This window comes from Thauera aminoaromatica S2 (genome assembly GCF_000310185.1).
Lineage (GTDB): Bacteria > Pseudomonadota > Gammaproteobacteria > Burkholderiales > Rhodocyclaceae > Thauera > Thauera aminoaromatica.
Map to the genome: position 1 here is coordinate 27,826 of NZ_AMXD01000002.1, position 12,548 is coordinate 40,373.

General features: G+C 65.7%; 11 protein-coding genes. 6 read left to right on the forward strand and 5 right to left on the reverse strand.

Translation table 11 applies throughout. From position 1 onward, the window contains the following. Nucleotide 1: 1 nt before the first annotated feature. On the reverse strand, nucleotides 2-3,544 hold the full coding sequence (locus tag C665_RS00975; RefSeq protein WP_004265893.1) for an indolepyruvate ferredoxin oxidoreductase family protein: 3,543 nt from the start codon (nucleotides 3,542-3,544) through the stop codon (nucleotides 2-4). A 273-nt stretch (nucleotides 3,545-3,817) separates the two neighbouring features. On the opposite strand from C665_RS00975, the gene benA reads away from it, so the two are divergent. From benA to C665_RS01005, 6 genes are all read left to right on the forward strand, one after another. Beyond that, nucleotides 3,818-5,152: a benzoate 1,2-dioxygenase large subunit gene (gene benA / locus C665_RS00980; protein WP_004265895.1), complete on the forward strand. Its 1,335-nt coding sequence runs from the start codon at nucleotides 3,818-3,820 to the stop codon at nucleotides 5,150-5,152. 15 nt (nucleotides 5,153-5,167) lie between these two features. After that, nucleotides 5,168-5,656 (forward strand): benzoate 1,2-dioxygenase small subunit, encoded by a 489-nt coding sequence (gene benB / locus C665_RS00985; RefSeq protein WP_004265897.1) that lies wholly within the window; start codon nucleotides 5,168-5,170, stop codon nucleotides 5,654-5,656. 68 nt (nucleotides 5,657-5,724) lie between these two features. After that, nucleotides 5,725-6,735 carry a benzoate 1,2-dioxygenase electron transfer component BenC gene (benC, locus tag C665_RS00990; protein WP_004265907.1) on the forward strand — a complete coding sequence of 337 codons (1,011 nt, stop codon included), beginning with the start codon at nucleotides 5,725-5,727 and terminating at the stop codon, nucleotides 6,733-6,735. A 27-nt stretch (nucleotides 6,736-6,762) separates the two neighbouring features. Further along, nucleotides 6,763-7,539 (forward strand): 1,6-dihydroxycyclohexa-2,4-diene-1-carboxylate dehydrogenase, encoded by a 777-nt coding sequence (locus tag C665_RS00995; protein ID WP_004265908.1) that lies wholly within the window; start codon nucleotides 6,763-6,765, stop codon nucleotides 7,537-7,539. Between the two features lie 306 nt (nucleotides 7,540-7,845). Continuing rightward, on the forward strand, nucleotides 7,846-8,817 hold the full coding sequence (locus tag C665_RS01000; protein WP_012585812.1) for an AraC family transcriptional regulator: 972 nt from the start codon (nucleotides 7,846-7,848) through the stop codon (nucleotides 8,815-8,817). A gap of 105 nt (nucleotides 8,818-8,922) precedes the next feature. Next, complete coding sequence (locus C665_RS01005) at nucleotides 8,923-9,321, forward strand: RidA family protein (RefSeq protein ID WP_004265912.1); 399 nt, start codon at nucleotides 8,923-8,925, stop codon at nucleotides 9,319-9,321. A 71-nt stretch (nucleotides 9,322-9,392) separates the two neighbouring features. On the opposite strand, the gene C665_RS01010 is transcribed toward C665_RS01005, so the two are convergent. The 4 genes from C665_RS01010 to dmpG form a co-directional block, all read right to left on the reverse strand. Further along, a complete protein-coding gene (locus C665_RS01010) occupies nucleotides 9,393-9,959 on the reverse strand; it encodes an antibiotic biosynthesis monooxygenase (RefSeq protein ID WP_004265913.1) in 567 nt (188 codons plus the stop codon). A gap of 224 nt (nucleotides 9,960-10,183) precedes the next feature. Then, nucleotides 10,184-11,113 carry a SphA family protein gene (locus C665_RS01015; RefSeq protein ID WP_004265914.1) on the reverse strand — a complete coding sequence of 310 codons (930 nt, stop codon included), beginning with the start codon at nucleotides 11,111-11,113 and terminating at the stop codon, nucleotides 10,184-10,186. Nucleotides 11,114-11,217: 104 nt separating this feature from the next. Further along, the gene (thmT, locus tag C665_RS01020; protein WP_004265915.1) at nucleotides 11,218-11,409 is read right to left on the reverse strand and encodes a 2-hydroxymuconate tautomerase; all 192 of its coding nucleotides are present in this window, start codon (nucleotides 11,407-11,409) and stop codon (nucleotides 11,218-11,220) included. 98 nt (nucleotides 11,410-11,507) lie between these two features. Then, nucleotides 11,508-12,539, reverse strand: a complete 1,032-nt coding sequence (gene dmpG, locus C665_RS01025; protein WP_004265916.1) for a 4-hydroxy-2-oxovalerate aldolase — start codon at nucleotides 12,537-12,539, stop codon at nucleotides 11,508-11,510. Between the last annotated feature and the right edge of the window lie 9 nt (nucleotides 12,540-12,548).

Genomic DNA, 12,548 nt, shown 5'->3' on the forward strand with positions numbered 1-12,548 from the left:
GTCAGGCCACCTGCCGTTCCTGCTGCGCCTCGTTGAAGGCCTTCAGGCGCGCAGCCTGCAGTTCGCGGGCCGCGGCGAGGTTCTTCTCCTTGACGTGGCCGAAACCGCGGATCTCGTCGGGCACGCTCGCCAGCGCCACCGCCGCAGCGTGATTCACCGGGTTGAGCCTGGCGAGGATCTGGTCGAGCAGCTGGATGTACTCCTCGATCAGCTTGCGCTCGGTCTGGCGCTCTTCGGTCTTGCCGAAGACATCGAGCGCGCTGCCACGGAAGCGCTTCAGGCCGGACAAGCGCTTGAAGGCCTTGAACATCCACTCGCCGTACTGCTTCTTCTGCGGGTGGCCGGTGACCGGATCGGTCTTGGAGAGCAGCGGAGGCGCAAGGTTGTACTTCACCGAGTAGCCATGCGGGAACTGCGCATCGAGCTCGGCGAGGAAGGCCGGGTCGGTGTGCAGGCGGGCGACCTCGAACTCGTCCTTGTAGGCCATCAGCTTGTACAGGTAGCGGGCGGCCGCCTCGGCGAGCGCGGAGGAGGAAACCGCCTTCTGCTCGCCCGCAACCACGCGCTTGATCACCTCGGCGTAGCGCCTGGCGTAGGCCTCGTCCTGGAAGGCGATGAGCTCGGGCACGCGGATCTCGACCAGGCGCTTGACCTCGCCGCTGGCGCCGATCGAATCGACGATCGCACGCGCAGCCGGCGACAGCTGCGGCGCCTTGTTCAGCACGACCACCTGGCCACCGGTCTTCTGGCGCGCGACCTCGGCCTCGACGAAGGCGCGATCGACCACCGCCATGCGGCCCCAGCGGAAGGCGGCCAGACTCATGTCCACCGCGACGCCGGACTGGCGGATGGCGTCCTCGATCGACTCGGCCCGGAGCGGGATCGTGCCGGCCTGGAAGGCCACGCCGACCATGAAGTTGTTGGTCGCCATCGCATCGCCGAACAGGCCCGCCGCCAGCGCCTCACCGTCGAGGAACACGTTGTGCTCCTTGCGGGTGACGCGGTCGATGCCGCCGGTGAGGCCGCTGGTGGCCGGGAACAGCGCCTTGCGGTTGGTCACCATCTGACCGGTCGGGGTCTGGGTGGTGGACACGATCGCGATGGTGCGCTCCGGATTGCACTTGTCGAGGTTCTTCGGGTCGGTGGCGTTGAGGATGTCGAAGCCCAGATACAGGTCGGCACGGCCGTCGGAGATCTTGTTCGAACCCTTGAACGGGGCGTGGGTGATCTTGATGTCGGAGATCACCGCGCCGCCCTTCTGCGCCAGACCGGTCTGGTCGAGGCCGATCACGTGCTTGCCTTCGAGGCGGGCGGCACGCGCCAGCGTCGCCACGACGGTCACCGAGCCGGTGCCGCCGATGCCCATGACGTGGATGCCGAAGCCCAGGCTGTCATCGACCTTCTTGACCGGCGGCGGCAGCTCGCGCTCGAGCGCCGGGATGCGACCCTTTTTCTTCTTGGGCGCGCCATCGGCGGCCGGGGCCGGATGCGGGGTGATGGTCAGGAAGGACGGGCAGAAGCCCTTCACGCAGCTGAAGTCCTTGTTGCACGAGGACTGGTGGATGCGGGTCTTGCGACCGAACTCGGTCTGCACCGGCTCGACCGACATGCAGTTCGACTTCTCGCCGCAGTCGCCGCAGCCTTCGCAGACGCGCTCGTTGATGACGGTGACCTCGACCGGCTCGTCGGCCTTGCCGCGGCTGCGCGCACGGCGCAGCTCGGCGGCACACTCCTGGTCGTGCAGCAGCACGGTGCAGCCCGGGGTGGCGGCAAGCTCGCGCTGCGCCTCCTCGATGCGGTCGCGGTGCCAGACCTCGGTGCCACCGGGCAGCTGCACGCCGTTGAAGCGCGAGGGGTCGTCGGTGGTGACGATGATCTTCTTGACGCCGTTGGCGAGGAGGTCGGAGACCATGTTGGTCACCGGGACCTCGCCCTGGATGGCCTGGCCGCCGGTCATCGAGGTGTGCGCGTTGCGCAGCAGCTTGAAGGTGATGTTCACCCCGGTCGAAGCCGCATAGCGGATCGCCAGGCTGCCCGAGTGCGCGTAGGTGCCGTCGCCCATGTTCTGGAAGATGTGCTGCGCCTCGGTGAAGGGCGCCATGCCGATCCACTGCGTGCCCTCGGCGCCCATGTGGGTGCCCATGACCACGTTGCGGCCCATCCACATCGCCATGGTGTGGCAGCCGATGCCGGCCGACACGATGCTGCCGTCGGGGGCCTGGGTCGAGGAGTTGTGCGGACAGCCCGAGCAGAACCAGGCGGTGCGCACCGCGGTCGGCAGCTTGTTGCGCGAGTGGATCTCGTCCAGGCGCTTGAGCCAGTTCTCGGCCGACTCGATGCGGGTCTTGCGCGACAGGCGCTTCAGCAGCGCGCGCACGATGACGTCGGACTCGAACTCGCCGTAGTGCGGCAGCAGCTCCTTCTCTTCCTCGTCGAACTTGCCGACGATGCGCGGCGCGTTGGCCATGCCGTAGAGCACCTGCTTGGCGAACATCTCCAGGAAGGGACGCTTTTCCTCGATGACGAAGATCTCTTCCAGTCCCTGCGCGAACTCGCGCACGATGCTCGGCTCCATCGGGAACAGCATGCCCATCTTGAGGATGCGGATGCCGTAGCGGCGCAGCGCGGCATCGTCCAGGCCCATCTCGAGGAAGGCCTGGTTGAGGTCGTTGTAGGTCTTGCCCGCGGTGAGGATGCCGATCCAGGCGTCGGGGTTGGGGAAGACGACGTTGTTGAGGTTGTTGGCGCGGGCGTAGCGCTTCACCACCTCGAGGCGGCGGGTGTACAGCGACTGCTCCATCTCCAGCGCCTCGACGCGCACGTTCATGCCCAGGTTCATGTTGGGCGTGAACAGCTTGCCATCGAACTCGAGGTCGGGGGTGACGAAGTTCAGGCGCTCGGGCGACACGCTGGCGGTGCCGGTGCCGTCGGCGACGTTGGTGACGATCTTCATGCCCATCCACACGCCCGCCAGACGCGACATCTGGTAGCCGTGCAGGCCGTAGTCGAGGATCTCCTGCACGTTGCCCGGGTACAGCGAGGGGATGCCGACGTGGAACAGCATGGGCTCGGACTGCGAGCACAGCGAGGAGCTCTTGCAGCTCGGGTCGTCGCCCGCGATCGCGAGCACGCCGCCGTTCTTGGCGATGCCGGTGTAGTTGGCGTGCTTGAGCGCGTCACCGGAGCGGTCCACGCCCGGCGCCTTGCCGTACCACATGCCGGTGACGCCGTCGAACTTCTGCTTGCCGACGGTGTGCAGCATCTGCGTGCCCCACACCGCGGTGGCGGCGAGATCCTCGTTGATGCCGTCCACGAAGTGGATGTGGTTCTGCACCAGCAGCTTCTGCTGCTTGATCAGCGCGGCGTCGAGCATGCCGACGGGAGAGCCGCGGTAGCCGGAGACGAACATGCCCGTCTTGAGCCCGCGACGGGCGTCGGTGCGCACCTGATCGAGGGTCAGACGGACGATCGCGTCGATGCCGCCGAGGTGGATGTCTCCTTCTTCCTGGGTGAACGTGTTGGAGATTTGCTTGCCGGATGACATGAGTGTCCTTCCCCTTTTATCAGCCCGTCTCCGGGCGTTTTGTCCGTCTCGTCCCCCACGCGCCGGGCGGCATGGCGGAACGATCTGGGGCGCAGATTAGGGGGAGCGGCCATACGGCAATATCCACTTCGTGCACAACCGCTATCCGCTTTGTGCAGCCGGGACCACCCTGCAGAGAGTGGATACTGATGTTGCAAGAACTGGATATTTCGCGCCTTTTGACCTCCCTACGATGCGAACTCCGCGCATCAGACAACACAGGAGACTCTGGCGATGATCACCACGGAATATCTGGACTCACTCATCGAAAAGGACAAGGAAAAGGGCCTTTTCCGCTGCAAGCGTGAGATGTTCACCAACAGGGAGCTGTTCGACCTCGAGATGGAACACATCTTCGAGGGCAACTGGATCTACCTCGCCCACGAGAGCCAGCTGCCGAAGATCAACGACTACTACACGACCAAGATCGGTCGTCAGCCAGTGTTCATCACCCGCAACAAGGACAACCAGCTCAACTGTTTCATCAACGCCTGCGCCCACCGCGGCGCCACGCTGGCACGCTTCAAGCACGGCAACAAGGCCACCTACACCTGCCCGTTCCACGGCTGGACCTTCAACAACTCGGGCAAGCTGCTGAAGATCAAGGACCCGTCCGAGACCGGCTACCCCGAGAGCTTCAACTGCGAGGGCTCGCACGATCTCAAGAAGATCGCGCGCTTCGAGTCCTACCGCGGCTTCCTGTTCGGCAGCCTGAAGGCCGACGTGCAGCCGCTGGAAGACTTCCTCGGCGAGTCGAAGAAGATCATCGACATGGTCGTCGACCAGTCGCCCGAGGGCCTGGAAGTGCTGCGCGGCTCCTCGACCTACGTCTATGAAGGCAACTGGAAGCTGCAGGCCGAGAACGGCGCCGACGGCTACCACGTCACCGCCACGCACTGGAACTACGCCGCCACCCAGGCGCAGCGCAAGAGCCGCGACGCCGGCGACGACATCAAGGCCATGAGCGCCGGCGGCTGGGCCAAGAAGGGCGGCGGCTCGTACTCGTTCGAGAACGGCCACCTGCTGCTGTGGACGCGCTGGGACAACCCCGAAGACCGTCCGCTGATGGAACAGCGCGACCGTCTGGTCAAGGAATTCGGCGAAGCCAAGGCCGATTGGATGATCGGCAATTCGCGCAACCTGTGCCTGTACCCGAACGTGTACCTGATGGACCAGTTCAGCTCGCAGATCCGCGTGTTCCGCCCGCTCGACGTCAACCGCACCGAAGTCACCATCTACTGCATCGCGCCCAAGGGCGAGTCGGCCGAGGCGCGTGCCCGCCGCATCCGCCAGTACGAGGACTTCTTCAACGCCTCGGGCATGGCCACGCCGGACGACCTCGAAGAATTCCGCGCCTGCCAGGAAGGCTTCATGGGCCGTGCGCTGGAGTGGAACGACATGTCGCGCGGCGCCACGCACTGGGTCGAAGGCCCGGACGAAGAAGCGGACAAGATCGACCTCAAGCCCATCCTGTCGGGCGTGAAGACCGAGGACGAGGGCCTCTACGTCGCCCAGCACACCTACTGGCTTGAAGAGATTCGCAAGGCTGCCGCGGCCAAGAACGCATAACCGGAGACCCAAGAGATGAGCCTTTCCTACGAGAACCTGTGCGCCTTCCTGTACCGCGAAGCCCGTCACCTCGACGACCGCGAGTGGGACGAGTGGCTGGCGATGTACGACGAGAACTGCACCTTCTGGATGCCCGCCTGGGACGATGACGGCGAGCTGACCGAGGACCCGCAGACCGAGATCTCGCTGATCTGGTACGGCCGCCGCGCCGGCCTGGAAGACCGCGTGTTCCGCATCCGCACCGAGCGCTCGAGCGCGACCATCCCCGACACCCGCACGAACCACCACATCAGCAACGTCGAGGTGGTCGAGCAGAACGACAAGACGGTCAAGCTGCGCTTCAACTGGCACACCATGAGCGTGCGCTACAACCACACCGACCACTTCTGCGGCACCAGCTTCTACACCCTGGACGTGTCCGGTGCGAGCCCGCTGATCAAGGAAAAGAAGGTCGTCCTGAAGACCGACTACATCCGCCACGTCATCGACGTTTACCACGTCTGACAACGAGGGCGGGGCACCGCGCGCCGGCAACGGCGCGGGCGACCCCGCCCCAACCGGGAGAGACAACCATGACATTCAAGATCGCGCTGAACTTCGAGGACGGCGTCACCCGCTTCATCGACTGCAACGCCACCGAGACCGTGGCCGACGCGGCCTACCGCCAGGGCGTGAACGTGCCCATCGATTGCCGCGACGGTGCCTGTGGCGCCTGCAAGTGCAAGGCCGAGTCGGGCAAGTACGAGCTCGGCTTCTACATCGACGACGCCATGAGCGCGGAAGAGGCCAAGCTCGGCTACGTCCTCACCTGCCAGATGCACCCCAAGAGCGACTGCGTCGTGAACGTGCCCGCCTCGTCCGAGGTGTGCAAGATCAAGCACGCCACCCTCACCGCCACCGTGGCCGAGGTGCGCCAGCTCTCGCCGAGCACGCTCTCGCTCGTGCTGCAGGGCGAAGGCATCGGCAAGCTCGCCTTCCTGCCCGGCCAGTACGCCAACCTCACCGTGCCCGGCACCGAGCAGACGCGCGCCTACTCGTTCAGCTCCATGCCCACCGACAGCCAGGTGAGCTTCCTCATCCGCAACGTGCCCAACGGCCTGATGAGCGGCTACCTCACCGGCGCAGCCAAGGCCGGCGACACCATCAAGCTCGCCGGCCCGATCGGCAGCTTCTACCTGCGCGACGTCGCCCGCCCGGTGCTGATGCTCGCCGGCGGCACCGGTCTCGCGCCCTTCCTCGCCATGCTCGACAAGCTCGTCGCGGCCGGTGGAAGCGCGCACCCGGTGCACCTGATCTACGGCGTGAACACCGATGCCGACGTGGTCGAGCTCCAGCGCCTGGACGCCTTCAAGGCCGCACTGCCCAACTTCACCTACGACGTCTGCGTGGTGGCCGACGACAGCAGCTGGCCGAAGAAGGGCTATGTCACCGCCCACATCGAGCCCGCCCACCTCAACGAAGGCAACGTGGACATCTACCTGTGCGGCCCCCCGCCCATGGTCGAGGCCGTCGCCCACGACCTGCGCGAGCGCAAGGTCGAACCGAACAGCTTCCATTACGAGAAGTTCGCCGCCAGCGTCTGAGCGCTGCCCATCCCGTCAGGAGCGACAATGGCAAACCGTTTCAAGAAGAAAGTGGCCGTCATCACCGGCGCCGCGCAGGGCATCGGCAAGCGCGTCGCCGAGAAGATGGCCAAGGAGAAGGGCACCCTGGTGCTGGTCGACCGCTCCGAGCTCGTGCATGAGGTGGCCAAGGAGCTGTCCGGCAAGGTCGACGTCCTCAGCCTCACCGCCGACCTGGAGAAGTTCGCCGACTGCAAGCGGGTCATGGAGGCCGCGGTCGAGAAGTTCGGCCGCATCGACATCCTGATCAACAACGTCGGCGGCACGATCTGGACCAAGCCCTTCGAGCACTACGAGGAGGACGAGATCGAGGCCGAGGTGCGGCGCTCGCTCTTCCCCACGCTGTGGTGCTGCCGCGCCGCCCTGCCCTACATGCAGGAACAGGGCAAGGGTGCGATCGTGAACGTGTCCTCGATCGCCACCCGCGGCGTCAACCGCGTGCCCTACGGCGCGGCCAAGGGCGGCGTCAATGCGCTCACCGCCTGCCTGGCGTTCGAGAACGCCGAGCGCGGCATCCGCGTCAATGCCACCGCGCCCGGCGCCACCGAGGCCCCGCCGCGTCTGATCCCGCGCAACACCAAGGAACAGAGCGAGCAGGAGAAGCTCTGGTACAAGCAGATCTACACCCAGTCGATCGACAGCAGCCTGATGAAGCGCTACGGCACGCTCGACGAGCAGGCCGACCCGATCCTGTTCCTCGCCTCCGACGACGCCGCCTACATCACCGGCACCATCGTGCCGGTGGGCGGTGGCGACCTGGGCTGATTTTCCCGCGTCCTCTCCCTCCCCTCGGACGCCTCGGCCGCGCTGCAGCGATGCAGCGCGGCTTTTTTTCGTCCCCCTGTCTTGCGGCCTCAGAATTAAAAAACTTTATCCATAGAACCATAGACAGCGCTTTTGCTTCCCAATAAAATCGAGATTCTTAAGTTTCTCGAAGAATGGCCGATCAAGAAGCCGACTTCGTCCGACAGAGAGCGAGACAGCCTGCACGCCAGGCGGAGAGGAGAAGCGCATGAGCAAGGAACGCCGGTTTCAGACGCACGTGAGCAAACCCGAATGGAGGACCGCGTGATGCCCATCCGCTTCCTCAACGGCCAGAGCAATGTCTTCGCCGCCGCCAACCCCTTCGAGGTCTCCGAGTACGTGCGCGCCAACGTGGGTTCGCACAGCCTGCGCCTGCCGCGCGCCAGCGACGCCAGCGCCTCGCTCAGCCACCGCCGCGCCGGCACGCTGGATCTTTGCCGTCTCAGCTACGGCGCGCAGGCCCGCGTGCTGTCCGAGAGCCTCGGCGACATCTACCACGCCCAGTTCATCCTGCAAGGCTATTGCAGCTACACGCTCGCCAACCGCACGCTCGACCTGCCCGCCGGCCACGTGCTGGTGCTCAACCCGGACGAGCCGGTGGACCTCACCTACTCGGACAACTGCGAGAAGTTCATCGTCCGCATCCCCTCGGCGATGCTCGACGACGCCTGCACCGAGCACCGCTGGTTCAAGCCCAACGAGCGCATCAAGTTCAGCCCCGAGCCGCAGCGTTTCGAGGACATCGACAGCCTGCTGCTGCTGTTGCGCCTGCTCTGCGAGGAGGCCGAATCCGAGCTGGCGACGCCGCAGATGCTGCAGCACTACTGTCGCGTGGTCACCACCAAGCTGATGGTGATGCTCAAGCACAACGTCAGCATGGTCGCCCCCACCCGGCACGCGCCCAGCTTCGAGCGCCTGGTGAACTACATCGAGCGCAACATCAAGCTCGATCTCAGCGCCGAGGATCTCGCCCACTACGCCGGGCTGAGCCTGCGCTCGCTCTACCTGCTGTTCGAGAAGAACGTGAAGACGACGCCGAAGAACTTCGTGCGCCAGAAGAAGCTCGAGAAGGTGCATTCGATCCTGAGCGACCCGGGCCAGGCCTGTCCGAACGTCACCGCGGTCGCGCTCGAGTACGGCTTCTCGCACCTGGGCCGCTTCTCCGAACTTTACAAATCCACCTACGGCGTGCTGCCCTCGCAGTCGATCCGCTGCCGCCAGCCCCAGGCCGGGCGCTGAACAGCGACCGGCGCCCGCAGCCGGGCGCCGCATCTTCCGTACCCCACCCTGCCCCGCCCTCCTCCGGGCGGGGCAGGGTCACGACCCCACCTGGAGAAATGCGCCATGGAACGCATCGCGATCAATCCCCCCGAGCTCTTCAGCGGCAAGGCCTTCAGCCAGACCTTCTCGATCAGCACGCCGCAACGGCTGATCTTCGTGTCCGGCCAGGTCGACTGCGACCGCGAGGGCAAGGTGCGCAACCCCGACGACCTCGAGGCGCAACTGAAAGGCACGCTCGACAACCTCGAGATCGCACTGCGCGCGCAAGGCGCGAGCATGCGCGACCTGGTGCAGGTGACGATCTACGTCGTCGGGCTGCGCCCCGAGGACACCACGCGCATCCGCGAGATCCGCTCCGCCTACTTCGACGCCGAGCGCCCGCCGGCGGTCACCCTGCTCGGCATCGAGCGCCTCGCCTTCCCCGGGCTGCGCGTCGAGATCGACATCATCGCGGCGCAGTGACGCAAAGGCCCGGCGCGCCGCGCTCCGGCGCCGCCGGGCAGGCAGGGCACGCGCGTGCCGTCGGCGCGCGATCAGCCCTTGCGCGGCGGATTCAGGAAGCCGCGCATCAGGCGGGTGAGGCGCGGCATCACCACCCAGGTCATCGTCACCACGATCAGCGCAGTGAGCACCGCGGTGCGCGGCAGGAAGGGCAGCGGCTGGATCCACGGCAGCACGAACCACAGGAAGAAGGACACGGTGGGGAAGATCCCCAGCCAGGTCACCACCGCCATGCGCACGCGCGGCGGATGCATCGTCGCGGGCACCACCGCGGGCTCGAACCAGGCTTCGAGCCCGCTCAGCTTGCGGAATTCAGGCTCGCCCTCGGCCACCGCCTTCATGCGCTCGAGCAGCTCGTGTCGTGCCTCGCTCATGTCCCAGGCCTGCAACTCGGCCTCCGAGGCGAAGCGGATCACGAGCTGATACTCCTCGCCCGCCGCCTCGGGCGGAATCAGATCGCCGCCCAGAAAACCCTTGTGCTCGCGCATCTTGGCGAGCATTTCACGCAGCATCACTTCGTACTCGGCCTCATGCCCCGGGCGCGCGCGGCGGCGGGCGATGCGGGTGATGCGGGCGGGAGCGGCGGCAGGTGCATTCATCGAGGACTCTCCTGTTCTGACGGGGCGGTGAAGCCGGATTGCGCATCACCGCGGGTAGAGCTCTACTCTAACGCATAATTCTCGAGATTTTTATAAATAATCGTGATTAATATTTTGCATGGTCACGATCGGCCGCTCCGCGCACACGGCAGACGAAAAACCCCGGCCACCAGGACGGTGTGCCGGGGTTGTGCGCGCAGCTCCGGGAAAGGCCCCGCCGCCTCTTACAGCGGCATGATCAGCTTGAGGATGAACTTGTCGCCCTCGAAGCGGTTCTCCGCGCCCGTTTCACGGTTCCACTGGCCAGTGAAATGCACGCCGCCCTTGGTCGTGTAGCTGACGGTGGGGCCGATGGCGAAGACCTCACCCTTGCGTCCGTCCGACCACGGTCCAAGCGCGGACGAGATCGTCTGTCCATTGAGCTTGTCATTGCCCGTCTGCTTCAGGTAGTAACCGGACAGCCCCACGCCCCACGGCCCGAATCGCTTGCCGACGAGATAGTCGAAGTGGAACTCGTCACCCGACTCATACTTCATCTTGGGCGCGCCGAGGGCGGGACGGAAATCACTGTTCGACGTCTTGATGTTGTACATGATCTTGGACGACACCTCCCAGCCGGTGTCTCCCATGTAGCTGAACGCGAACAGCGGCTCGAAGCTCCAGTAGTTGGCGCCGATGCTCTGGCGCGGCTCACCCGATTTGTAGGCTCCCACCGGCAGATTGATGTCGAGCCCGATCGCCCAGTGCCAGTTCTTGGAATGCCAGGAGACGATGAAGGGGTCGATGGTGATGTCGCCAAGACCGAACTTGGACTCCGAGCCCGCACCCAGCGCCACGTCCTGATGCACCAGCGGCACGATCACGTGCCAACCCCAGTTGCCACCCAGGATCTTGTACTCGCTGGTGTGCACGAAGCGGAAGGCGTTGAACCAGGCATCGACGCCGGCGCCCGCGACCTTGTTGCCGCCACCGTCGACCAGATCCCCGCTGTAATAGCCGAAGTAGTTGATGAAATAGTTCCCCGGCGGCGGCACCGCGCCGGCCAGCCAGGTCTCGGCCCCGTTCGGATACTGGTCACCGCCTTCCTTGGCGTGGGCGCCGCCGATCGCGAGCGCACCGAGCGCGACCGCAGCCGCAATCTTGCTGATGTTCATCCCTTGAATTCCTCCTTGATTGGTCTTGCGACGAGTGTGTTGCTCCTGGACCGGCGCCCTCTGCGGAGCGCTCGGTGAATCTCATTCTCGCGGGTGCACGACCGTCAGCGCCCGAGGTCCTTCGCCGACACCCCGCCGATGCCCCAGTTGGTCTTGGGCACCTCGCGGATGACGACGCGCACGCTCTCGATCGGAGCGCCGACGGCCTCGACGATCGCCTGGGTCACCTTCTGGATCACTGCGCGCTTCTGGTCTTCGGTACGGCCTTCCATCATGGTGATTTCTGCCAGCGGCATGGTCTCTTCCTCCGGTTGTCGAACTATTGCGAGCCGGCGCCCCCGGCGTCCGGCCCGCGGAAAACGACCGGTGCGGCCCGCGCCGCACCGGCGGCGACTCACACCGCCAGGCCGCGCGCCTTGGCGAGGTTGAGCGCGGTGTCCTCGATCATGTCTTCCTGGCCGCCGACCATGCCGCGCTTGCCCATCTCGACCAGGATCTCGCGCGCCGGCACGCCGTACTTCTTCTCGGCGCGCTTGGCGAACAGCAGGAAGGAGCCGTACACCCCGGCGTAGCCGAGCGTGAGCGCATCGCGGTCGATGCGGATCGGGAAGTCCATGATCGGCACCACCAGGTCTTCGGCCACGTCCTGGATCTTGAACACATCCACGCCGGTCTCGATGCCCATCAGGTCGCACACCGCGATGAAGACCTCCAGCGGGGTGTTGCCCGCGCCGGCACCCAGGCCCGCGGCGGCCGCGTCGATGCGGGTGGCACCCACTTCCAGCGCGGCCAGGCTGTTGGCCACGCCCATGGCGAGGTTGTGGTGGCCGTGGAAGCCGAGTTCGGTCTCGGGCTTGAGCGCGTCACGCACCGCGGACAGGCGTGCCTTCACCGTGTCGGGCAGCAGGTGGCCGGCCGAGTCGGTGACGTAGATGCAGTTGGCGCCGTAGCTCTCCATCAGCCTGGCCTGCGTGACCAGGCCTTCGGGGCTGTTCATGTGCGCCATCATCAGGAAGCCGACGGTGTCCATGCCCAGCTTGCGCGCCATGCCGATGTGCTGCTCGGAGACGTCGGCCTCGGTGCAGTGGGTGGCGACGCGGATGGTGGACACGCCGAGCTCGTGCGCCATCTTGAGGTGATCGACGGTGCCGATGCCCGGCAGCAGCAGCGCCGAGACCTTGGCCTGCTTCATCAGCGGGATCACGGTGCCGAGGTATTCCTCGTCGCTGTGCGCCGGGAAGCCGTAATTGACCGAGCTGCCACCGAGGCCGTCGCCGTGGGTGACCTCGATCAGCGGTACGCCCGCCGCATCGAGCCCGGTGGCGATCGATTTCATCTGCTCGAGCGTCATCAGGTGGCGCTTGGGGTGCATGCCGTCCCGCAGGGTCATGTCGTGGACGGTGATCTTCTTGCCGCGAAGTTCCATGTTCATCTC

Coding starts and splice junctions, on each gene's coding strand:
- C665_RS00975 (WP_004265893.1), bottom strand. CDS start 3,544: ATGTCATCCGGCAAGCAAATCTCCAACACGTTCACCCAGGAAGAAGGA.
- benA (WP_004265895.1), top strand. CDS start 3,818: ATGATCACCACGGAATATCTGGACTCACTCATCGAAAAGGACAAGGAA.
- benB (WP_004265897.1), top strand. CDS start 5,168: ATGAGCCTTTCCTACGAGAACCTGTGCGCCTTCCTGTACCGCGAAGCC.
- benC (WP_004265907.1), top strand. CDS start 5,725: ATGACATTCAAGATCGCGCTGAACTTCGAGGACGGCGTCACCCGCTTC.
- C665_RS00995 (WP_004265908.1), top strand. CDS start 6,763: ATGGCAAACCGTTTCAAGAAGAAAGTGGCCGTCATCACCGGCGCCGCG.
- C665_RS01000 (WP_012585812.1), top strand. CDS start 7,846: ATGCCCATCCGCTTCCTCAACGGCCAGAGCAATGTCTTCGCCGCCGCC.
- C665_RS01005 (WP_004265912.1), top strand. CDS start 8,923: ATGGAACGCATCGCGATCAATCCCCCCGAGCTCTTCAGCGGCAAGGCC.
- C665_RS01010 (WP_004265913.1), bottom strand. CDS start 9,959: ATGAATGCACCTGCCGCCGCTCCCGCCCGCATCACCCGCATCGCCCGC.
- C665_RS01015 (WP_004265914.1), bottom strand. CDS start 11,113: ATGAACATCAGCAAGATTGCGGCTGCGGTCGCGCTCGGTGCGCTCGCG.
- thmT (WP_004265915.1), bottom strand. CDS start 11,409: ATGCCGCTGGCAGAAATCACCATGATGGAAGGCCGTACCGAAGACCAG.
- dmpG (WP_004265916.1), bottom strand. CDS start 12,539: ATGGAACTTCGCGGCAAGAAGATCACCGTCCACGACATGACCCTGCGG.